Source organism: Bacillus sp. AFS023182 (genome assembly GCF_002560575.1).
Classification (GTDB): domain Bacteria; phylum Bacillota; class Bacilli; order Bacillales; family Bacillaceae_G; genus Bacillus_A; species Bacillus_A arachidis.
In genome coordinates this window covers 1-21,308 of the sequence record NZ_NTRO01000069.1, presented here as the reverse complement: position 1 = coordinate 21,308, position 21,308 = coordinate 1, and the positions used below count along the sequence as shown (strand labels likewise).

24 protein-coding genes are annotated in these 21,308 nt (G+C 35.1%); 9 read left to right on the top strand and 15 right to left on the bottom strand.

Going from position 1 to position 21,308, the window contains the following annotated elements:
- Positions 1-21: 21 nt before the first annotated feature.
- Positions 22-927 (bottom strand): DMT family transporter, encoded by a 906-nt coding sequence (locus CN288_RS23340; RefSeq protein WP_098303209.1) that lies wholly within the window; start codon positions 925-927, stop codon positions 22-24.
- Positions 928-1,039: 112 nt separating this feature from the next.
- Positions 1,040-1,363 (bottom strand): iron-sulfur cluster biosynthesis family protein, encoded by a 324-nt coding sequence (locus CN288_RS23335; protein ID WP_026593807.1) that lies wholly within the window; start codon positions 1,361-1,363, stop codon positions 1,040-1,042.
- Positions 1,364-1,489: 126 nt separating this feature from the next.
- On the opposite strand from CN288_RS23335, the gene CN288_RS23330 reads away from it, so the two are divergent.
- Together CN288_RS23330 and CN288_RS23325 are read left to right on the top strand one after the other, a co-directional pair.
- A complete protein-coding gene (locus CN288_RS23330) occupies positions 1,490-2,407 on the top strand; it encodes a Nif3-like dinuclear metal center hexameric protein (protein WP_098303208.1) in 918 nt (305 codons plus the stop codon).
- On the top strand, positions 2,408-2,740 hold the full coding sequence (locus CN288_RS23325; protein ID WP_026593809.1) for a hypothetical protein: 333 nt from the start codon (positions 2,408-2,410) through the stop codon (positions 2,738-2,740).
- A 370-nt stretch (positions 2,741-3,110) separates the two neighbouring features.
- On the opposite strand, the gene CN288_RS23320 is transcribed toward CN288_RS23325, so the two are convergent.
- From CN288_RS23320 to CN288_RS23300, 5 genes are all read right to left on the bottom strand, one after another.
- Positions 3,111-4,331, bottom strand: coding sequence for an ATP-binding protein (locus CN288_RS23320; RefSeq protein ID WP_098303207.1), 1,221 nt, complete (start codon positions 4,329-4,331; stop codon positions 3,111-3,113).
- Positions 4,332-4,495: 164 nt separating this feature from the next.
- Positions 4,496-5,695, bottom strand: coding sequence for an ATP-binding protein (locus CN288_RS23315; protein ID WP_098303206.1), 1,200 nt, complete (start codon positions 5,693-5,695; stop codon positions 4,496-4,498).
- A gap of 374 nt (positions 5,696-6,069) precedes the next feature.
- Positions 6,070-7,878 carry an acyltransferase family protein gene (locus CN288_RS23310; RefSeq protein ID WP_098303205.1) on the bottom strand — a complete coding sequence of 603 codons (1,809 nt, stop codon included), beginning with the start codon at positions 7,876-7,878 and terminating at the stop codon, positions 6,070-6,072.
- 471 nt (positions 7,879-8,349) lie between these two features.
- On the bottom strand, positions 8,350-8,565 hold the full coding sequence (locus CN288_RS23305) for a hypothetical protein (RefSeq protein WP_090688112.1): 216 nt from the start codon (positions 8,563-8,565) through the stop codon (positions 8,350-8,352).
- 1 nt (position 8,566) lies between these two features.
- Positions 8,567-8,863 (bottom strand): DUF3986 family protein, encoded by a 297-nt coding sequence (locus tag CN288_RS23300; RefSeq protein WP_026593814.1) that lies wholly within the window; start codon positions 8,861-8,863, stop codon positions 8,567-8,569.
- 120 nt (positions 8,864-8,983) lie between these two features.
- On the opposite strand from CN288_RS23300, the gene CN288_RS23295 reads away from it, so the two are divergent.
- From CN288_RS23295 to CN288_RS23285, 3 genes are read left to right on the top strand one after another with little or no spacing between them, the layout of a single operon-like run.
- The gene (locus tag CN288_RS23295; RefSeq protein ID WP_026593815.1) at positions 8,984-9,988 is read left to right on the top strand and encodes an ABC transporter substrate-binding protein; all 1,005 of its coding nucleotides are present in this window, start codon (positions 8,984-8,986) and stop codon (positions 9,986-9,988) included.
- An 11-nt stretch (positions 9,989-9,999) separates the two neighbouring features.
- Positions 10,000-10,764: an ABC transporter ATP-binding protein gene (locus CN288_RS23290; RefSeq protein WP_026593816.1), complete on the top strand. Its 765-nt coding sequence runs from the start codon at positions 10,000-10,002 to the stop codon at positions 10,762-10,764.
- Complete coding sequence (locus tag CN288_RS23285) at positions 10,757-11,563, top strand: ABC transporter permease (protein WP_026593817.1); 807 nt, start codon at positions 10,757-10,759, stop codon at positions 11,561-11,563. The genes CN288_RS23290 and CN288_RS23285 overlap by 8 nt, the downstream gene beginning before the upstream one ends.
- Positions 11,564-11,597: 34 nt before the next feature.
- On the opposite strand, the gene CN288_RS23280 is transcribed toward CN288_RS23285, so the two are convergent.
- Positions 11,598-12,683 (bottom strand): hypothetical protein, encoded by a 1,086-nt coding sequence (locus CN288_RS23280; RefSeq protein ID WP_098303204.1) that lies wholly within the window; start codon positions 12,681-12,683, stop codon positions 11,598-11,600.
- 209 nt (positions 12,684-12,892) lie between these two features.
- On the opposite strand from CN288_RS23280, the gene CN288_RS23275 reads away from it, so the two are divergent.
- On the top strand, positions 12,893-13,543 hold the full coding sequence (locus tag CN288_RS23275; protein ID WP_026593819.1) for an HAD family hydrolase: 651 nt from the start codon (positions 12,893-12,895) through the stop codon (positions 13,541-13,543).
- A 17-nt stretch (positions 13,544-13,560) separates the two neighbouring features.
- On the opposite strand, the gene mutTA is transcribed toward CN288_RS23275, so the two are convergent.
- Positions 13,561-14,040 carry an antimutator 8-oxo-(dGTP/GTP)ase gene (gene mutTA, locus CN288_RS23270; protein ID WP_026593820.1) on the bottom strand — a complete coding sequence of 160 codons (480 nt, stop codon included), beginning with the start codon at positions 14,038-14,040 and terminating at the stop codon, positions 13,561-13,563.
- A gap of 85 nt (positions 14,041-14,125) precedes the next feature.
- Positions 14,126-14,443, bottom strand: coding sequence for a hypothetical protein (locus CN288_RS23265; RefSeq protein ID WP_026593821.1), 318 nt, complete (start codon positions 14,441-14,443; stop codon positions 14,126-14,128).
- Positions 14,444-14,551: 108 nt separating this feature from the next.
- Between CN288_RS23265 and ytzI the strand changes: the two genes are divergently transcribed.
- The 3 genes from ytzI to CN288_RS23250 are packed head-to-tail and all read left to right on the top strand — an operon-like array spanning position 14,552 to position 15,193.
- Positions 14,552-14,701 (top strand): YtzI protein, encoded by a 150-nt coding sequence (gene ytzI / locus CN288_RS23260; RefSeq protein WP_026593822.1) that lies wholly within the window; start codon positions 14,552-14,554, stop codon positions 14,699-14,701.
- A 1-nt stretch (position 14,702) separates the two neighbouring features.
- Positions 14,703-14,933, top strand: coding sequence for a DUF3953 domain-containing protein (locus tag CN288_RS23255; protein WP_026593823.1), 231 nt, complete (start codon positions 14,703-14,705; stop codon positions 14,931-14,933).
- 29 nt (positions 14,934-14,962) lie between these two features.
- Positions 14,963-15,193: a DUF3953 domain-containing protein gene (locus tag CN288_RS23250; protein ID WP_090688123.1), complete on the top strand. Its 231-nt coding sequence runs from the start codon at positions 14,963-14,965 to the stop codon at positions 15,191-15,193.
- A gap of 315 nt (positions 15,194-15,508) precedes the next feature.
- On the opposite strand, the gene CN288_RS23240 is transcribed toward CN288_RS23250, so the two are convergent.
- The 5 genes from CN288_RS23240 to CN288_RS23220 all read right to left on the bottom strand — a co-directional run bounded on the left by CN288_RS23240 (position 15,509) and on the right by CN288_RS23220 (position 20,972).
- Positions 15,509-15,916, bottom strand: a complete 408-nt coding sequence (locus tag CN288_RS23240) for a DUF5412 domain-containing protein (protein ID WP_090688326.1) — start codon at positions 15,914-15,916, stop codon at positions 15,509-15,511.
- 149 nt (positions 15,917-16,065) lie between these two features.
- Entirely contained in the window at positions 16,066-17,055 is a 990-nt protein-coding gene (locus tag CN288_RS23235; RefSeq protein WP_098303203.1) for a LacI family DNA-binding transcriptional regulator, read from the bottom strand.
- A gap of 24 nt (positions 17,056-17,079) precedes the next feature.
- The gene (locus tag CN288_RS23230) at positions 17,080-18,126 is read right to left on the bottom strand and encodes an aldose epimerase family protein (protein WP_098303202.1); all 1,047 of its coding nucleotides are present in this window, start codon (positions 18,124-18,126) and stop codon (positions 17,080-17,082) included.
- Between the two features lie 17 nt (positions 18,127-18,143).
- Entirely contained in the window at positions 18,144-19,628 is a 1,485-nt protein-coding gene (gene galT, locus CN288_RS23225; RefSeq protein ID WP_176527724.1) for a UDP-glucose--hexose-1-phosphate uridylyltransferase, read from the bottom strand.
- 162 nt (positions 19,629-19,790) lie between these two features.
- The gene (locus CN288_RS23220) at positions 19,791-20,972 is read right to left on the bottom strand and encodes a galactokinase (protein WP_098303200.1); all 1,182 of its coding nucleotides are present in this window, start codon (positions 20,970-20,972) and stop codon (positions 19,791-19,793) included.
- Positions 20,973-21,308 lie beyond the last annotated feature (336 nt).

Sequence of the window (21,308 nt, the reverse complement as noted above, 5' to 3'; positions counted from 1 at the left end):
GATCATGACTGATCTGTTTTCCTATTTTGATATATATTCTGATGCGATATGCTGTGCATCAAGTTTTTCAGACTTTACAAACCATAAGCCGAGAAAGATAATACAACCACCAATCATCTGTTGGAACGAAATATGCTCTTTCGCCCATACCGCCGCAAATACAACCGCAACAAGCGGTGTAATGTACATATATACCATCGTATGTGAAGCACCAATTTTTTGAACCCCGACATACCAAATGACTAAACCAAATACCGTTACAAAGAAAATAGAATATAGTAGTGCAAACCATGACATCCCTTGTTCAATTTGGAATGGCAGCAAAAAAACATGTGGGCCGCTCAGTATAACAAGCGGAATTGCTCCAACAACTGCTGACCATGTAGTCACACGAAGTGCCGAATATTTTTTTATAAGTGGTCCAGCTAAAACTGGATATAGCCCCCAGCATATCGATGTAATGAGTCCAATTCCATTTCCATAAAAAGACCCAGCAAGTGAATGTCCTACTAATAAAACAAGGGAGGCACCGATGCAAGCTATAATAGAGCCAACTAATTTTCGCGAAGAAAACTTCTCTTGTCTAAGAAAAATTGCAAACACCGTTGTAAAAATAGGTGAAATAGAAATAAGTAAAGAAGCATTCGTAGCGGATGTATACTTTATAGTTTCCATAAATAATGTTTGATACAGCACGATTCCCACAACACTAACTACAATGAGCCTTGGTATATCCCTTAATTCCATGTACAATGACTTTTCAATATAAAATGTAAGTACTACTAATAGCGGTGCTGCTGCAATCATCCGGAGCGCAGTAAACTCAATTGCTGTAAGTTCTACAAGTCCGTATTTTCCAATTGTATAATTGATACCCCAAATCATAACCACACTTAAAAGTAATAATTCAATCCCCCATCTTCTCATATGTATCCCCTCCGCACAGAGAATTATACAGAAAATTCAATTATATGTACATTTCATTACATGAAAAATTACATAAGAAAAAGGAGCATGCAATTTGCCCCTTTTTAATAAATTATACTCGAATATGCAGTTTCATAGTTGGATTATAAAATTGGCTCGGACTTTTCAGTTGAAAATGCCCGCCTGATTCATGTAAATCAACAATAAGCTTATCATCCATAAACACAAGCTTTGTTCGATCTGCAATGAATTGTAATTTATTTGATTCAATATCGACATCACGTTCATCTTTTTCTGATACAGCCACTAAGTCGATAATCCCGCTCATCACGCAGCCGCACCCTTCATTATCATAAAATAATTTTATAAACTTTGTTTCACTTGGAATCGTATCCATAATCTTTTTATATGCTGCATCTGTTACAGTCACGTTCATTTCTCTTTCCTCCTACTTCTATACATAATTCTTATATTGTACCATTCTTTTTGTGAATTCTATCCACTTGTTATATACAGAAAATTACAACTACTATACAATGAATGTGATAAAGGAGGAGAGATTATGCCAGCCTTAAAAGAAGTACAACATGCACTAGATTCTTTATTTCAAATCAAAAAATACGGAAAAGACAGTGCCTTTAGTCGATTTATTCCAGCTGTATACGATCCAATCGAATTTCCTTGGCGACAATTTTTTGAAGCAGACTTTGTAAATACCTTTAACGGTCTTATGATAAAAGGTGCTGAAACTGTAAACACAATCTTTTTAGCTGTCTTTCCAACAGATGATGTTCTTGAAAAATTCATCTCACAATCCAAGCCAGGTGATTTACTTTTTATGCATCACCCTCTTGTGATGGAATGTGGTGATCCACTCGGAAAATCTGGACGAGGATTTGTACCTATTCCAATGCACGATTTACAAACTATCAAAGAAAAAGAACTCTCTATTTATACATGCCACGTTCCAATGGATCATCATCAAACATATGGAACAAGCATTGCGATTGCTAAAGCTCTAGAGGCCAATATAGTAGATGGATTTGCTTATGATGGAAAAGATATACCCTGTGGACTCATTTGCGAAATGCATGAAACAACAACAAGCAACCTCGAACAACGTCTAAAAGAACTCTTCCACGTTCCGTACATAGACTTTGAAGGTAAACACCATGAATCTATCACAAAAATTGCGATTATCGCTGGTTGCGGTGATAAAGTAGATCTTCTCAAAGAAGCAGAAGAAAAAGGCGCCGAGGCGTATATTACAGGGGAAATTCATTGTCATATCGATAATGAATACGGCAAATACAAATATTCATTAATTATGGATTATGTGAAAGAAACAAATATGTCGCTTATCGGCGTATCGCATTCAGCTTCTGAATACTTAATAAAGAAAACTTTGATGCGTGATTGGTTTATAGAAAACTTTAATGTGGATATTGTTTTACTCCCGCAGAAGAAATGGTGGTATTAAATGAGAGGTCGAATACTTTCTTTCGCACTCCTCGTTCTTGCTTGTTTTCTATTAAGCTCATGTAAAGGTACTCCTAAGGACGAATTAAAGAAAACGGTATGGAATCAATTATCTGAGCATGCGAAAGAAGAAATAAGCACTGGCTGGAAGCATGCTACAGTTACGACAGAAACGTTGCAAGCTGGAATATCTTCTGTCAAAGATTCCTCTTATATTGGAAAAGAGGTCTATCGTGTTTCGTTTCCATCTGATCGTTCTTACAAACTTGGAAATGTAGATGCGTTTGTTGATATGAAAACGAAGAAAATCATTGGATTCGGTCTGCGAGATTAATTATAAAAAGGTACCACTAAGAATCCTTTTTTCTTCATGCTTGGCGGTTTCTAAAAAAATAATCACTTCCTTTTTCTATCAGATTTTGCTGAAAGAGTACCCCTACTTCAAACGAAGTTAAGTGGGGGAGTATTCATGTAAACATCTACCTATCAATAGGCTATATTAGCCTAAGCTATAATATGAAATATTGCATATCATTCCTTCATATCTTTATATGATATAATCCTAAGGCAATCTGTTAGTAATCCTTCTTCATGCAAATCGCTAACTTGAAAAGTTAAGGGCTACTAGAACCCAAATAATATGTAAAACTTATTACATCAAAAAAGAGAAAATTCGTTTATTGAACGGATTTTCTCTTTTTATTTTATTGCGAAATTGGAAGCACAATCTCAACCGTAGTTCCAACTCCCACTTCACTCTCAAACTGTAACTTGCCCTGATGTTCTTCAATAATCTTATATGTAACCATTAATCCTAAACCAGTTCCTTCATCTTTCGTTGTATAAAAAGCTTCGCTCAGTTTAGGAATTTTATCTTTCGGTATGCCGCATCCCTCATCCTTGATTCGAATTACCATTGCATCTTTTAATGTAACTTCAATGATAATTATTCCACCATCTTGCATGGATTCAATCGCATTTTTTATTACATTTAAAAACACCTGTTTTAAACGTTTTTCATTACATATTATACTTGGCAATTCACCTTTATAAATGGTATGTATTTTAATTCCTCGTTCCGAAGCAGGCTGTCCCATAATTCTTACCACGTATGAAAGAATATCCTTTATATCATGATTCTTGTATTCCATCGGCCTAGAATTCCCAAGCTCCACAAGTTCGGTGGCAATTGTATCGATTCTTTCAATTTCTTGCTCCATAATATCACAATATACTTTATCATCAGGATACTTTTCGTGTTGCCCTCTAATAAAGCTTTTCAAAAGCATTAATGGATTACGCATTTTAAAACCGATAACTGTTGCCATCCTGCCAATTACAGCCATCTTCTCCGACTGTTGCAATTCCTTATGTGTCATTTCAATTGTGCGTATATAAGCTTGGAATCTCAATAAAATAACCCATCCTATAATCGAAAACAAGCTACAAAGGACGATAGGAACGAGAACAATAAAAGAATGTACAACCACTCCCATTAAGGCATACTTTACTATTGTTCCTCCTGCTACTAACCAAAAATAGCGCTTGTTCAAAAAGAATGGTGCAAAAAGAAAGAAAAATCCTTCCACTATATTTCCTGCATCAAACTCTAAATCTGTTCCATAGTAAATGATAAAATTATGAATAAAATCTAATGTATTATATCCTATGAAAATAATATATTTCACAGCATATGGATTCTTTCGCCTCATCACATATATTCCTACAAGCACCAATATAGCCGTAAGAATATACAACCATACCCCTAAACCTTGTTCTACAATTGGGGCCTCATTTACGCCTTCTAGCTTCGGCATAATATAATAAGATGCAACATCATAAATAAAAAAAGTAGCAATGAATAAACTTAAAAACAGCCTTAACGTTCGAACCTGTTCCCTTGTTAATCTATCAATACTGTCCATGTAGTAACTCCTCTATTCACAATACACATACTTCACAAATCTTTCCTTCTATATAAATCTATTTTGATTTTTTAACATATAAGTCTCTGCTATAAAGAACAGAAGATGGCCTGTACTCGTTTTCTCTCCTTGGAAAGATTATATGTCGATTTTCCAACTTATTCTTATATAGGTAAAATAATGTCTACTTTCGTTCCTACATTTCTTTTACTCGTAATATGTATTTCCCCATTATGTTCTTCAATAATTTTGCAAGCAACAGTAAGCCCTAAACCTATGCCATCTTTTTTTGTTGTATAGAAGGCCTCTGTTATACGATTTAAATCTTCCTCCTCTATGCCACACCCATTATCTACAATACTTACTATTACATCATCCTTGTTTCGCTTCTTTATATCTATCCAAAGTGTTCCCCCATGTCCCATCGCTTCAATCGCATTCTTTATTATATATAGAAATACTCCTTTTAATTTACGATTATCACACTCTATTTTTATTTGATCAGGTGCAACATCATAAGTGAGATACAGCTGTTTTTTGTTTATTTCTGCACTCATTTCTTTCATCGCTTTTGATACAATTTCTTCTATTAAATGACTACTATATGTAGAAGGCTTACAAGTTGCCATCGCCATCAGTTCACTTATCATATTATTTATGTGTTCAATCTCATCAATCATATGTTCATACACCTTATCATCCGCATATTTCTCTTTCTGCAATTGTGTAAATCCTTTTAATGAGGAAAGTGGATTTTTAATTTCATGTCCAACAGACGCTGCCATTTTCCCAATAACCGCGAGCTTTTCGGACTCTCGTTTTTCTATCATCACACTGTTTACAGTAGAAAGGTACTGTAAAAATCGATTCAATAGGAGATAGGCTACAAATAATAAGAGACTATACATAACCAACTGCATAAATGCTGTTTTTTTCCCCAGGATCAAAAGTGCACTATATTTACCCATAATAACTAAAAATAACCACTTCAAGTACCGTTTACTCATAAAAATTGGCACAAATAAAATAAAAACAAATTCAAGTATATTCCCACCATCAAATGCTACTTTATTGTGAGTTGCATACCAGTACAAATTGAAAATCTCCGAAAGCATATAAGCTAATAAATATATATACTTAATACGATATGACTGTTCCTTGTTTACTAGATACATACTGTATGCTATTAAGCAAGCTCCATACAAAAGCGTTGGAACTTGAACCTTTAATCTTATTAGTAGTTCAGAATCTCCTAGCATAACAGAATAAGCTGTTTCATATATACCCCATACAATATTCAATACCCATAAAAAGAGTCGAGCATTTTTCTTTTCTTCTTGAAATGAGATAAAGTTTTCTTTCACTTTAACACTTCCCCAAATCCCATATACTTTCACTATATTATTATCAATATTTATTATAATAAATGATAGTAGTGTTTGACCAAAATAATATCTAATAATGCAGAAAATTTTAACCTAATTCACGAATTTGATAATTCACATAATTTTCAATAATATGTACTTAAAAACGTTATTATGTGTTATATACTGAACTTGTCAGGTTAACTGTAAAGAGAACTCCCCGGTTCTTTGTGTTTGAGCTATTTTGTCTGATTACCCCGTTATGAAATATAAGTCAAAAGAGAACTTGTAGCATCTCTACAAGTTCTCTTTTGTTTTCAATCAATCTATTGCATCACACTTTGAAGTTATGTCAAAATGTGATGCAAATCAAATTATTGATTCACCGCTTTTGCTACAAGCGCAGCATATGCTTCTGCACCTGCTTTCGTTAAATGTACACCATCTGGTTCAAAATATGCCTTATTTCCAGCACTTGCTGTATACCAATCGACTAACGTCACATTTTTATACTCAGATGCTACCTCTTTTAATTTCTCATTCACTAATGATTCCCATGGACGTGGTACCCTCGTATTGATTAATACAATTTTACGTTCATTCCCAATCAATTGTACTAATGATACTAATTGATCCTTAGTAAACGCTCCATTTGTACCTAATCCAACGATAACATGATTTCCTAAATTCCCCTGATTTTTTAGCTGTTCTACAACAGGAATTGCTTTAGACAACTGTCGACCAACCTTCGCATCAATTACAATATTAGGAAATGCATTTTTCAAATACGGAGCGATATCAATCATAATGGAATCACCTACAGCTGTAACTGTTAGAGGATCTTTAGGCGGCGTATTAGCTTCTTGTTGTTCTTTATTTTGAGGCGGCTCCTCAGCTGATTTTTCCTGAACTGCAACTGGGTGTTTCGCCGGTTCCGCTTGTACCGACTCTACCTTATCTTTTTGAGAATTCTCCTTTGCTTTACTAGCTGTTGATAATCCAAAAACAGCTATCGAAGAAATTAATAATGCACCTACTATAGCTAACTTACCACTTAATGCTAAGTTTCTTATTTTCCAGTTCTTAGATCGAATGTTCCGGAGTGCCCCTTGTCTGATTGGATTTTCAATAAACTTCCATGAAATTTGTGCCACAACTATAATAAGTACAAATTGAAGAATTGCTCTTGTAAGTGAAAACTCTCCAGCATGTACCTTCGGAGTCGTCAATGCGATAATCGGATAATGCCAAAGATATATCCCATACGATCGTACACCCATCCAGCGTAATGGTCTAAACCTTAAAAATAGAGCGATTCGGCTAGCTGGATGAGCAAGGTTCGCTACTAGCAATGCTGTAGCGATTGATAAAAGGACCATTCCTCCTTGATATAAAAACGGATCATATTGATTCGTTTTCCAAAACATAACGAGGATGACGATAAGAGCAATTCCTCCAACTACATCAAGAATAAGACGTGCCTTTGGAATAATTTTATTCGCAAGTCTACTGCTTGGCCAAATTAAAGCAAGTGCCGCTCCAATTAATAAGGAGAAAGCCCTCGTATCAGTACCGTAATAAATTCTGCTTGGATCAACTCCTGGTTCATACAGAATAGCCATCGCTAATGCAGAAGCAGCTGCCCCTAAAACAATAAATAAAATGATACGTGATTTCTGTTTTATGTAACGAAATGCCAGGCTAATAATAAATGGCCAGACTACATAGAACTGTTCTTCAACTGCTAACGACCAAAAATGATTCAACGGGGACAGTTGGTTAAAACTATCAAAGTATGATAATTTGTGATAAATATACCACCAGTTACTGAAGTATAATAAAGCTGCTAGTGAATCTCCTCGCATCTTTCCTAGCAAAGAGCTATGAAAAATTGTAATCCATGCTAAAACAACTACAAGCATGACAAACATTCCTGGAAGCAATCTTCTTGCCCTACGCAACCAGAAATTCTTCAAGTCAATTCTCTTATTTCTCTTCCATTCTATAGCGAGAATATCCGTAATTAAATAACCCGACAATACAAAGAATACAGTAACCCCTAGGAACCCCCCAGGCATCCAATTAAAATTGATATGATATAAAATAACACCTAGTATGGCTAGACCTCTTAGACTGTCCAATCCAACCATATAGCGACTATTTTTCTGTAATGGTTTAGGCATTCACAGTCACCTCCCTATATTTATCTAAAAATTCCGTCAATAACAACAGTAATATAAAGCGCTATCAATCCTCTAAAAACATATAAACCTAGTCAAAATATTACAGAACCAAATTACAAACACTCTCACTGTTTATAATTGCATGCACAGTAATTAGAATTTTAACATGTTATCTAACTACATAAAATAGTTTCATGCATAAACTTTCTTTTATAAATAAATAAAAATTCAAATATACAAATTAAAAAACCTGCATAAATCCTTTTTAGGGTGAAAGAGAGCGTCTGCTCATAGATAGAAATGGGCTTGCCTCATGCCATAAAAACAGAGGGAGAAAACGAGGGGGAATTCGCTTTTGTTTCAGAGGCCGTAACTTGTAGCTGAAAAATCAAAGTGGATATATAAAAAGAGGTTATCCTAAAAAACTACTTTTAGGATAACCTCTTTTTGTATTAACCGACACGCTAGACTCTACCAAATCCCCCATAGAATGCATATAACCAATATAAGTGTATAATCACCAAAATCTAATGTAGGACCCTTCTTCACATGCATATCCAGCCACATATAAACGAGCTTTATTCTTTTATATTTATGAATATTTTTCTTTGCAAATCGATAAACAAGAACCTGCAAAATCATAAAACCCGCTACAAATATAAATAACAAAACAAAAAAATCAACCATCCTATTTCTGTACAGCTTTTTCCAATATACCGTGCCCCAAAAGCCATTCTTCAAACTTCGCACTGCCAAATTCCCAGCTTAAATCATTGGCATGTACGGAAAAAACGCGATAACCTGCATACTCATCCATATACGCATTTTCTTGCATCTTGCTTGGCGAAATCCCATAAAATGAAAAGTTGAAAAAGACATCCCACACATCTTCATGTTTTCTTTTATAAGCAATCGATTCCATATCGTACTCTTCTCCGAAATAATCAAGATGTAAATGCATGCTATCATCATATTCATACTTCATTTTATCACCCCTTATATTTGTACTTCTTTACCATCCAAAAAATTCCTTCTATGTCCACTCACATCTAGGCACTTACCTACATATTATGGCAGTAGATTCATTTCTAGGAGGTGTCATATTTTGAAAAAATTCATAGCTGTTTTTTGTATATTTGTACTTACTGTTTTTACGTTTGTAGCGTGTAATAAAAAGGATGACGCGAAGCAGCAGACAAAAAAGATTCGCATTGGTGAAGTTACACACTCTCTCTTCTATGCACCGCTATATGTTGGCATTGAAAAAGGATTTTTTAAAGAAGAAGGATTAGATATTGACCTGCAAACGACAGCTGGTGGCGATAAAACAATGACAGCCTTATTATCTGGCGGAATTGATATTGCACTTGTGGGCTCTGAAACATCCATTTATGTTCACCAGCAAGGGGCAAAAGATCCAGTTATTAACTTTGCACAGCTCACGCAAACTGATGGTACATTTTTAGTTTCACGTAAAAAGTTAGGCTCCTTTAATTGGAACGATGTAAAGGGTGTTACGTTCCTTGGTCAACGTAAAGGCGGTATGCCGCAAATGGTTGGGGAATACGTTTTAAAGAAAAATGGTATTGATCCGCACAAAGATACAAATTTAATTCAAAATGTTGAGTTTGCCAATATTGCAAATGCCTTCGCGTCTGGTACAGGTGAATTTGTGCAGCTCTTTGAACCAACTGCAAGTATTTTAGAAAAAGAAGGAAAGGGCTATATCGTCGCTTCTTTCGGTACTGAATCCGGAACTGTTCCTTACACAACATTTATGGCAAAGGAAAGCTTTTTAAAGAAAGATAAAGTAGCTGCGGAGAAATTCACACGTGCATTATATAAAGCACAGCAATGGGTAGATACACATAGCCCAGAAGAAATCGCAAAAACTGTTACACCTCTTTTCAAAGATACTTCACAAGACATTACGCTGAAGGTCATTGAACGTTACAAAAAGCAACATTCCTACGCAACGAATCCATTATTAGATGCGGAAGAATGGAAGCAACTTCAAGTCATTATGAAAGAGGCTGGGGAATTACAAAAAGAGGTTCCACATGAGGCGCTCGTCAATACAAAAATTGCCGAAAGCGTTATTAAGAAGTAGGGGCGAATACGATGAGTTTCTTACAAATATCTCATGTTTCCCAATGCTTTTTTTCAAAAGAAAAAGCTCGGCTTATCCTTGAAGATATTAGCTTACACGTAGAAGAAGGGGAATTTATATCCTTTCTCGGCCCAAGTGGCTGCGGCAAAACAACACTCCTTTCTATTATTGCAGGACTACTTCAACCAATCCAAGGTTTTGTCTCTTTTGATGATAAACCAGTAATAAAATCAACAGATTCAATGGGATATATGCTTCAGCAAGATTACTTATTCCCTTGGAAAACGATTGAAGAAAATATAATGCTTGGACTGCATATTACAAAAACATACGGAACGGAAACAAAGGAGCATACATTACAACTTTTAAAGCAAGTTGGCCTCGAAGGCGTCGAAAAGCAATATCCTTCGGAATTATCCGGTGGTATGCGTCAAAGAGCCGCACTCGTTCGTACACTTGCGACAAATCCGAAAATCCTTTTGCTTGATGAGCCCTTTTCAGCTCTTGATTATCAAACAAAATTAAAATTAGAGGAGCTCGTATTTTCTTTATTACACAAGTATAAGAAAACTTCTCTTCTCGTCACACATGATATTGAAGAAGCAATTGCAATGAGTGATCGCATTTACTTGCTTCAAGCAAACCCTGGGAAAATTGCTAAAACATTTACCGTACCAGAAAGCATTCGCTCTCTACCACCACTTGAGGCAAGGTACCATTCCGATTTTCCGGCCCTTTTTCAAGACATATGGAAGGAGCTGGAACGTCTTGGATAATATTAAACAATTACACGAACAGTTTCGAAAAAAAGAACGTCAGCGTACCTGGACTGCTGCCTTTTTACAATTACTACTGCTCGTACTCTTTCTTACATTATGGGAAATTTCTAGTAAGAAAGAATGGATTGACCCCTTACTGTTCAGCTCTCCTTCAAGTATTTGGGAGTTATTTTTAAGTAAATGGGGAGATGGCTCACTTTGGATTCACATATGGACGACACTCTTAGAAACAAGTATCGGCTTTATTCTCGGCACGGTGCTCGGAACAATTATCGCCACACTCCTTTGGTGGATACCACTTCTAGCACGTGTATTAGACCCATACCTTGTCGTGTTAAATGCGATGCCAAAAGTAGCACTTGGTCCAATTATTATCGTTATTTTCGGCCCAAATCTTTCTTCTTCAATCGCAATGGGAGTCATTATTTCCATCATCATCACCATTCTTGTTATTTACAGTGCATTTGAAGAAGTTGATTCGAATTATATAAAAGTAATGGATACGTTTGGCGCAAATAAATGGCAAACCTATCAACAAGTTATTTTACCGTCTTCCTTTCCATCTATCATTTCAACTTTAAAAGTAAACGTTGGATTATCGTGGGTTGGTGTAATTTTCGGTGAACTTCTCGTTTCCAAACAAGGCCTCGGTTATTTAATTAGCTATGGCTTCCAAGTGTTTAACTTTACACTTGTACTGCTGAGTGTGTTACTGACATGTATCCTCGCGACTCTTATGTATGTATTTGTGGAAGGACTTGAAAAATTACTTGTAGGGAAAAGAAAAAGAAGCTGATTCAAGGCAACATGCCGAGGTCAGCTTCTTTCGTTTATACTTCCTTTGAAATTTCATATAGGCCAGATAACACTTCAGTACGCATTTTTACAAGCTCAGGGAATTGATAGAAGAAAGCAATTTTTTTATACTTCATCTCTGTACCTTCCTTCACTTTCTTTGAATCTTGTAAAATGAATGCAGTAAATGTATCAGCAATGTCTTCTGCTACATTTGTTGTGCTATATTCTGAAACAAATTGATCCTGTTTATCTTTAAAAAATTGGATTTGTGCTTCTAAGTTTGTTTCAATTTCTTTTTCTTTCCATTCATTTTCAATTTGCTTCCAAAACGATTCATAAAACTTATTGATATAAGAATTCTCTTTCGTACAACCTTCTTGTAAGAAAAGATTTTCACATTTGGCTTTATACGATGAAATATCTTTATCCTCTTCAAATGCTTTTATATACTTTTTATCTACTGGAATTTGCGTATCATTTAATGTTAATACGTGAGCTGTTTCATGAATTAACGTTTTCATCACTTCATCTATATTTATGCCGGAATCAAGTGTATCTAAACTTAACACCCACTCTTTCTGATTTTCCATACTAGGAGCCACATGTGCAACAACTCCATCATATCCATCTGTCACAATATCAAATTCTTTTATACTCTCTCTATATTTAGCAGGGATCAGTGTACGATACATTTCCCATAATGTATCATGATAATCCATATCCTCATGCTGGGCGATGACTTCTTCTTTTGCTTCTTTATCATCCGCAAACACTTTATTTAAACGTTTCTTATCTAGTTTTTCAAAATAAGGATCTATAATATCTTCATTATCAATATAGTAAGATGCTAAAAAGAAATAATTTTCATCATCATTCTTCTTTTGCTGCGCTTCCTTAATTACTTCTGCACCTTCTTCAAATTCCCCCGGTACTTCTAGCTGAGACAGATTTTCCATCTTCTTATATACTTTTTGAATCATACCATCCCCAATCTTCGTACACTCTTCTTCTGTTTTACATATTTCTTTCTTTTCGGCAACATTCACCGATTTATTGCAACTTACCGTAAAACAAATCGCTAAAATAAAAAGGAATATCTTACCATAATATCTCTCCATATAACCCTCCATTATTCCATTCTACAAAGATATTATACAGTGAAAATTTAATCAGTAGGTGAACCTTTTCTTCCCCCTAATTTCCTCATTTCTATTTACATTTTAAATTGGGAGTATTACCGCCTGCAAATAGTGGGATAATCATTTTTTTGAAAATATGCGATAATTATTTTAAGTGGGCTTTTTACTTTAAGAAGGAGGAATGTATTATGATACGTGCTGTATTATTTGATTTAGACGGGACATTATTAGATCGACGTCAATCTTTGGAAAGTTTTATTGGCGACCAATATAGTCGTTACGCAGCGCACTTTACTGAAATAGAAAAAAATGAGTATTGTACTCGCTTTGTCCAACTTGATAATAACGGCTACACTTGGAAAGATAAAGTCTATGCCATCTTGCTCAAAGAATATAACATTACGACTCTAACAGTTGAACAACTTTTACACGACTACGTCACAGAATTCACAAACCACTGTATTCCATTTCCAAATATGCACGAATTGCTACAACAATTACAAAATCAGAATATCGCAATTGGAATTATTACGAATGGCTTTACCGAATTCCAAATGAATAACCTTCGTGCCTTGCAGCTACATACGTATACAAATACAATTCTTGTTTCAGAAGCAGAAGGCATTAAGAAACCTCATCCAGCTATTTTTGAGCGTGCTCTCAAACAATTAAACGTTCAGGCAGAAGAATGCATCTATGTTGGAGATCATCCTGAAAATGATGTCATGGGAGCTGAGAAGGCTGGGATGACTGCGGTTTGGAAGAAGGATTCATTTTGGAAGGATTTTGAACATTCTCGTACAGTTCGAGATTTGCTTGAAATACTATCTTTTGTATAAAAAAGAACTCGGCTCCTTTACTTCGTAAAACAGCCGAGTTCTTCTATATGTTTCATCGTACGCGCTAATACATCATCGCGCATAATAAAGCTAAATTTCCTATCACTTTTAATGTTATCAGGGATTTCTTTTAATAGAACAGACCCTTTTGTCTCTTCATAGTGCGTATGTTCTTCTACTGCGCTAATTGTTGCAAAATAAATGTTTTTAATGATTATTTTGTCTTTTCCAGATACTTTGTATTGTCCTAAGTAAGTTAAATCAGAAACAATCCCGCCAGTTTCTTCATGAACCTCTCGAACTGCCGCTTCTTCCGGTGTTTCCCCGAGTTCTACCTTACCACCTGGAAATTCAAGACCGCGGCGCAAATGATGCGTTAATAACCATTGATCCCCGTACCGGCATACAACCCAAACATGCTTTGGCTCAGGAGAAAATGGGTAACGTTCAAACGATAATTGTACAGTATTGTGGTAATAATCTTTAAATTTGTACATGCCATTACTCCCCTATAGATGGTTACAAGATTTTCCTACCACAAATTGTAGCACAATTCGTATTCATATGCATAATGTTATCCAACTATAATCCATTGATTATTCCCATTTGTGCGACTAATTCCTTCGTTTCATGATTCCCTAAATCATAAATCATCTTATATGCTTTCTGCAGCTCAGCATCATACCGGTCATTATTTGAATCATGATGATATTCCACATATGGAACATGTGAACGTACAAAAGAGCCAAGATCTTCGCGATATGCCTGATCGAAGCATTCCCGTAACTCAATAATTTCCTCATCATTCGCCTGGATTTCAAAGCTATATGTATCCGCCGTTTTCACCTGCGAAATCTGTCCATTTCCTACTGATATATAGTAAGTTTTCTTATTATCCATATAACGCTCCTTCTTTCACCTTTTTAACTTCTATTGTTTTCAACAATTACAAAATTATGTAAAACGAAGTTTCGTTTAGTGATAAAATGGAGAAAAGGAGGGGTCCATTTGATTAAAATATTAATTATTGGAGTCATTATTGTACTTATCGTATTGGTTCTCTCTGTGCTGACAATCAATAAAGGTTATTCTTACAAACATTCAGTGGACAAACCAGAGGCTAATCCTTATCTAACAAATAAACAGGAGGATCAATAATATGCTTCGTATATCCCGCCTCCTCACTACTTTCATTGTCATTATCGTATCCTTATATAGCCTCATTACACAGAATGATGCATTTCTTACACTCTCACAATTTTTCGTAGGAGCCTTAATGTTTATAATCGCAATTGAACAAATACAAAAGAAAGACCCAAGTACTGGCCTAACTTGTATGGTGGCAGGAGTTTTCGTGTGGGCTGTCCTCGCAGTAAAGTATATTATGTAACAACTATTTTCTTACGGAGGAATGAACATATGTTAAAGACCGTTCGGGTTACCTTTGCATTCATTGCATTAGCTTTATCTATCTATAGTTTTATCACAGATAACAGAGGTATTCTGCTTTATATGTTCATTGCTTTAGGCTTAGTGTCTTTCACTATGAGCATTGACGAATTACGTGAACAAAAGAAAGCAAGTGGAACATTCTATTTATTAGCCGAAACACTTACTTTATTTCTAGCTACATTCGATTTATTCTGTTAATTCGAACTTTCAAAGGAGGGACTTTAATGCTAACTGGATTACGTATTTTTCTCTTGCTTACACTTATTCTTTGTATATATTCTTTTTTTACCAATAGCCTCGCAATCACCCCTTACGTACAACTTAGTTTTAGTTGTTCATTTATCCTTATCGGCATAAATGAAATAAAAGCAGGGCGAAAATCAATGAGCATTCCGTATTTTGGGATTTCCGCTCTTATGTTCTTCGTTATGGTATCCAAATTTTTTCACTAAATAGAGCAATTTATAGAGTTAAAATAACCATCCATACTCTACTTCTCTTACTACATATCATTTACTGAATAAACTGTTTCGGCTCTTTTTTAATATGCTTATCATCCTCACGCCAATCATACGTTTCTTCCCGTGAAATATCTAAAGTTTGATCTCCAATTCTAACTCTATCTTTATCCATCCATTGAATGTATGGATCTGTATCTGGATAGTTCCAATATATATTCTTGGTGGAATCGGAACTAAGATTAACCAGCTCTCCTCTAACAGCATCTGCACTTAATGACCCAGCATTATGAAAATAAGTTTTTATAGCATGCTTTCCATCTGGGGATTGCACAGTTCGAATCCATTCCCCTTTCGGAACGCCTTGCAAACTAAAAAATTTCCAATATCCGAAGCCAATGATTATTACTAGCGCAGCAAATAATACCAATGCTACTTTTCTCTTTGTCTTTTTGATTTGCATTTTTGTATCGCTCACTCAACCATCCCCTATAATATTGAATATAATCCTCTTAAAACCATATTACACTACACACTAACCTTTAAGATAACCTCATAAAGAGAAACCCCTGTTTCAATAAGCAGAAGTTTCTTTTTTCATTTATTCATTTACTAAAAACTACTTTCCCTAATGTTTAATTTCGTTGACAAAATTACCTTTTTAGCTACATTCCGTCCTAACAATCGTTCCATTAATAAATCCACTGCCGTTTCTCCCATAAGTCCTGTATATACTTTCACTGTACTGAGCGCTGGAGAAAGATACTGGGAAATACTAATATCATTTACACCAATTATATTTACTCTTTCTGGAACAGCAATTTCATGTTCATTTAGTGCTCTTAGACATCCGATTGCCATCGCGTCATTTCCAACAAAAAAAGCCGTCGGTAACTGATCCTGCTGCTCTTCTATCGCCTGATTCATTAATAAATAACCATCGTTTACTGAAAACTGACCCGTGTATATATAGTTCTCATAAAATAATTCTTTTTCCTTCATATATGTTATAAAGGCACGTTCCCTTGAATCTTCAATTTCGGAAGTCTGATCTTTAAATGTTTCCCGTCCTCCTATGTATCCAATCTTTTGATGTTCCTTTTCTATTAAATAATCAATCACCTTCATTGTTGCCTTCTCAAAATTTACCACAACCGAATCAAAAATCTCTTCATTTGGAGAATAATCTACAAATACAATATTTTTTGTTATCATTTCAAATAAACCTATTTCTCGTTCACTAAATTTCCCTATTGCAATCATGCCTTGAATATTTTCCTTCATCAACTCTTCCATTTGGCTATGAAAAAGTTTTACAATTTTCACCCCTTGCTGTTCACATCTTTTTTCTATTCCTAAACGAATGGACATATAATATAAATCGTTAAGCTCTTCTTCCTCTGTATACCAATGGATCAAAGCAATTTTCGGTAATTCTTTTTTACGATTTGTACGCTTCTTATAAGAAAGCTCCTCTGCTGCCTCAAATATCCTCTTCTTCGTTTCATCACTGACAGAAAGTAATACATCATTATTTAACACCCGAGAAACAGTAGCTATGGATACGCCTGCCTTCTCTGCTATATCTTTAATCGTTGCCATACCTAATCCACCTACTCTTCTCAATTATTCAACCCGAAACGTATATTTCGTCGAGGAAGAGAATAATTGATTTTTATTTAAAATGTACGAAGGAAAATTCGAATGATGAATGGCATCAGGCAATCCTTGCGTTTCTAGACAAAGTCCTAAATACTTTTTGGATTGTACCCCACATATTTCAAACTCACTTGGTAATTGGTTTCCTGTATACAAAACTACGCCAACCTCATCTGTTTCCACGACTAATTTGCGGCCACTTTCTTCATCCCATAATATAATTTCCTGATCGTAGTTGCTATTCAACAGAAAAGGATGATCATATCCCTTCCCTACTAATTCATTTTGATAATAGCGAGAATATACTCCCTCTTTTATTTGCCTTCCTGCTCGGAAATCGAAGGGCGTATCTATTACATCCAATATTTCACCGGTTGGTAATAATTGCTCGTTTAATTCTAGAAATTGATCACTGTCAATTTTTAAAGTATGCTGTAAGACATCCCGCTTTAAATTTCCACTTAGGTTAAAATACGTATGATTCGTTACGTTTAATATCGTCGTTTTATCCGATTGTGCTTCATAACGAATCAAAAATTCATTCGCATTATTTAATGTATAGAATACTTTTACATGTACAGTTCCTGGATATCCTTCTTCTCCGTTAGGGCTAGTATAAGTGAATTCAATTCCGATTTCCTTCTCATTTTCTATTATTTTAGCATCCCAAACGATATAACTAAATCCTTTCAAACCACCATGAAGGTGATTGTCTTGCTCGTTCTTTACTAACGTATAGGTGTTGCCATCCAACTCAAATTGAGCCCCTTTGATTCTACCAGCTACTCTTCCTACAACTGCTCCAAAGTATGGAGAATATCTCTCGTAGTTTTCCAATTCTTCAAACCCTAAAACGATATTTTCATACTTTCCTTTCCTATCAGGCGTAATAATTTTCGTAATCACACAACCGTAATTTAAACACGTAACCTCTATACCCTGGGCATTTTTTAATGTATAAGCGTACACATCTTTTCCATTTACTTTACCAAATATATTTTGAAAGACTGTCATATCCCTATCGCCCGCTCCTATAAACTTTGTATAAAACGTTTAAATGCAGCTATTCCTCCATCGTTTCGTTTGAAAACTCCAGCATCTTCTAATGCCCTTAAAAATTTAGCTGCTAGCTCTTTTTGAACAATGTGATGAATATTCTCTTCATTCGCTTCTACTTTGTACCGCTCTCTCAATTGCTCTGCCCATCGTTTGTGATATTCTGCTACACAATTGTCTTTATACAATACATATCGTTCTACCTCTTGTAACTCTAATTTCAACCTTGCTGGAAGTACAGCCAATCCCATCACTTCAATTAAACCTACGTTTTCCTTCTTAATGTGTTGTACATCTTGATGCGGATGAAAGATACCAAAAGGATACTCCTTACTTGTACGATTATTTCGTAGTACAAGATCTAACTCATACTGTTCATTTCGCTTGCGAGCAATAGGTGTAATCGTATTATGCGGCACACCGTCTCTACTTGCGTAAATATGAACGGATGGATCGCTATATTGCTTCCATTTATCCAAAATGGAAGCTGCCACGTTTACTAATAAATTAGAATTTTTACCTTTTAAGCGAATAACAGACATAGGCCATTTCACTACTGAACATTGAACCTTCGGAAATCTATCTAATTGAAATACATAATCATCTTCTGCTTTTGCCATTGCAAATTCGTATTTACCACCTTGATAATGATCATGTGATAAAATGGATCCGCCTACAATAGGTAAATCCGCATTGGAGCCAATAAAATAATGAGGGAACCGTTTCACAAAAGAAAGTAATCTTTCAAAAGCTTGACGATTTATTTCCATATTCCGATGTGTTTCCGCTAGCACAATGCAATGTTCGTTATAGTATACATAAGGAGAATATTGTAAGTACCAGCGCTCTCCTAATAATTCCATTCGAATCATTCTATGGTTAGAACGTGCCGGATGGCCAAGTCTACCCGCATATCCTTCATTTTCAATGCAAAGTAAGCATTTCGGATAATCCTTATTCTGTATTAGATTTTCGTTTACAATTTCTTTTGGATCTTTTTCCGGTTTAGATACATTAATCGTAATGTCCAGTTCTCCATACTCTGTATTGGCTTTATAATTAATATTTTTCTGAACATGCTTCGTTTGAATATAGTTACTTATTCGACTTAATTCATAAAAATAATCCGTTGCATGTTCTGGATGGCACTCGTAATGTTGATAGAAACATTGATTAATAGTTGATGGTTTTGCCATAAAGCAGTTCATAATTTGACTCGCTAATATGTCTCTTTTATAAGAAGAATCATCAATAATTCCTTGTTCACTCGCATACTGAACTAAATCTTCTAGTAAATCTGTTATTTCTTTTTCTTCCGCTTTACTTTCTTGCTTTTCAAAACGCTCTAAATGAAGAAGGTGAAGAATTTGATTTCTTATATAAATTCCATCTTCTCTTTCGATAAACCGAAGTGAACATGCTCGTTTTATAAGTTGCTCAATGACTTGATAAACATTCATGATACTTTCCCTCCGCTGAATCGTTATATCCATTCGGACTATTTTCATTCCCATCCTAAACTATAAAGAAAAATAAAATAGTTACACATTAGCTGTAACTACTACATTAAACTTTGCCCTACGAATTGCTATACAAGCACGAACACCGATATAACCTGCCATTTATTGCATTGCCTCTCTCTGCAGCTCTCGTGCCCCATCCCCAATATCAGCAACATAAAATGTCGCTTCGTAACCGATGACTTCTTTATACTTTTGTCCAACGTTGCAAATAAATTGATCCGTATATTCTTTCCCAACGATCGCAATTGCACAACCACCAAACCCCGCACCTGTCATACGTGCTCCTATAACCCCTTCTTGTTTCCAGGCTGATTCAACCAATGTATCTAGTTCTTGCCCTGTCACTTCATAATCATCACGTAAAGAACAATGGGATTCATTCATCAGCCTTCCAAATTCTTTTATATTATTTTCTTTTAATTCTTTTACAGATCGCAATGTTCGGCAATTTTCATACACAACATGTTTAGCCCGTTTTCTTAAGCTCTCTTCCTTAATTACATGCTTATATTGTTCAAACATTTTTTCAGTTATTTCTCCTAGGGAGCTTATATCAATTATCTCTTGTAAATTTGCAAGTGCCTGTTCACATTCCGTTCTTCTCTCATTATATTTAGAAGTAGCAAGCTCTCGCCGCTTGTTTGTATTCATAATAATGATATTGTAGTTATCCAGGTGCAGTGGCGCATACGTAAAATTCATTGTTTGGCAATTTAATAACATCCCATATCTTGCCTTTCCCATCCCAATAGCAAATTGATCCATAATGCCACTATTTACACCGATAAAATAATTCTCTACTTTTTTACCAATTTTAATCAATTCTATACGATCTAATTCGAATTGAAATAATCCTTCCATCGTTACCCCTGTTACAAGCTCAATAGAGGCAGACGATGACAATCCCGCACCGTTTGGAATATTTCCATAAAACATAATGTTAATTCCTGAATCAATGCTATATCCAGCTTCTATGAGATAACGAATCATACCTTTTGGATAATTCGCCCACTCATGTTCTTGCTTATAATCTAAATCCTGTAAAGAAAATGAAATAACACCCTTTTCGGGGAAGTTCAATGAATAGGCACATATTAACGCATCATCTCGCTTGCTTGCTAACGCATACGTGCCGAAAGTAATAGCACATGGAAACACATTTCCTCCGTTATAATCAGTATGCTCTCCAATCAAATTAATCCGACCAGGCGCAAAGAAAGTACGATACTCCTCTTGATGAAATATTTTCTTAAAGTTCTCCATTAACTGGTTATGTATCATCTAAAGGCCCCCTTATATAATACGAACTAAAAAGTTTTTCCATTCTAACTCCGAATTCATTCTACCAAAAATAAAGACTTATTATCTTTTTACTAAAAAAATTCAAAAAAGTCAAAATTTTTTAGTAAAAAACTGCATCATTTTTGTACATATTTTAGTAAAAAAATACCACATAATTTTACTTTGCAGTTTAAAATGGATTACATATAATAATTCAATCTCTCATAATTGGTTTAATCGCGCAGAAAATCCTCTGAATTTTTATTGATTAACTCCCCTAAGATGTTCTTGAGACTATAAAAAGCTCCCTGTTTTTATGAAGTGAACCCTGAAAAT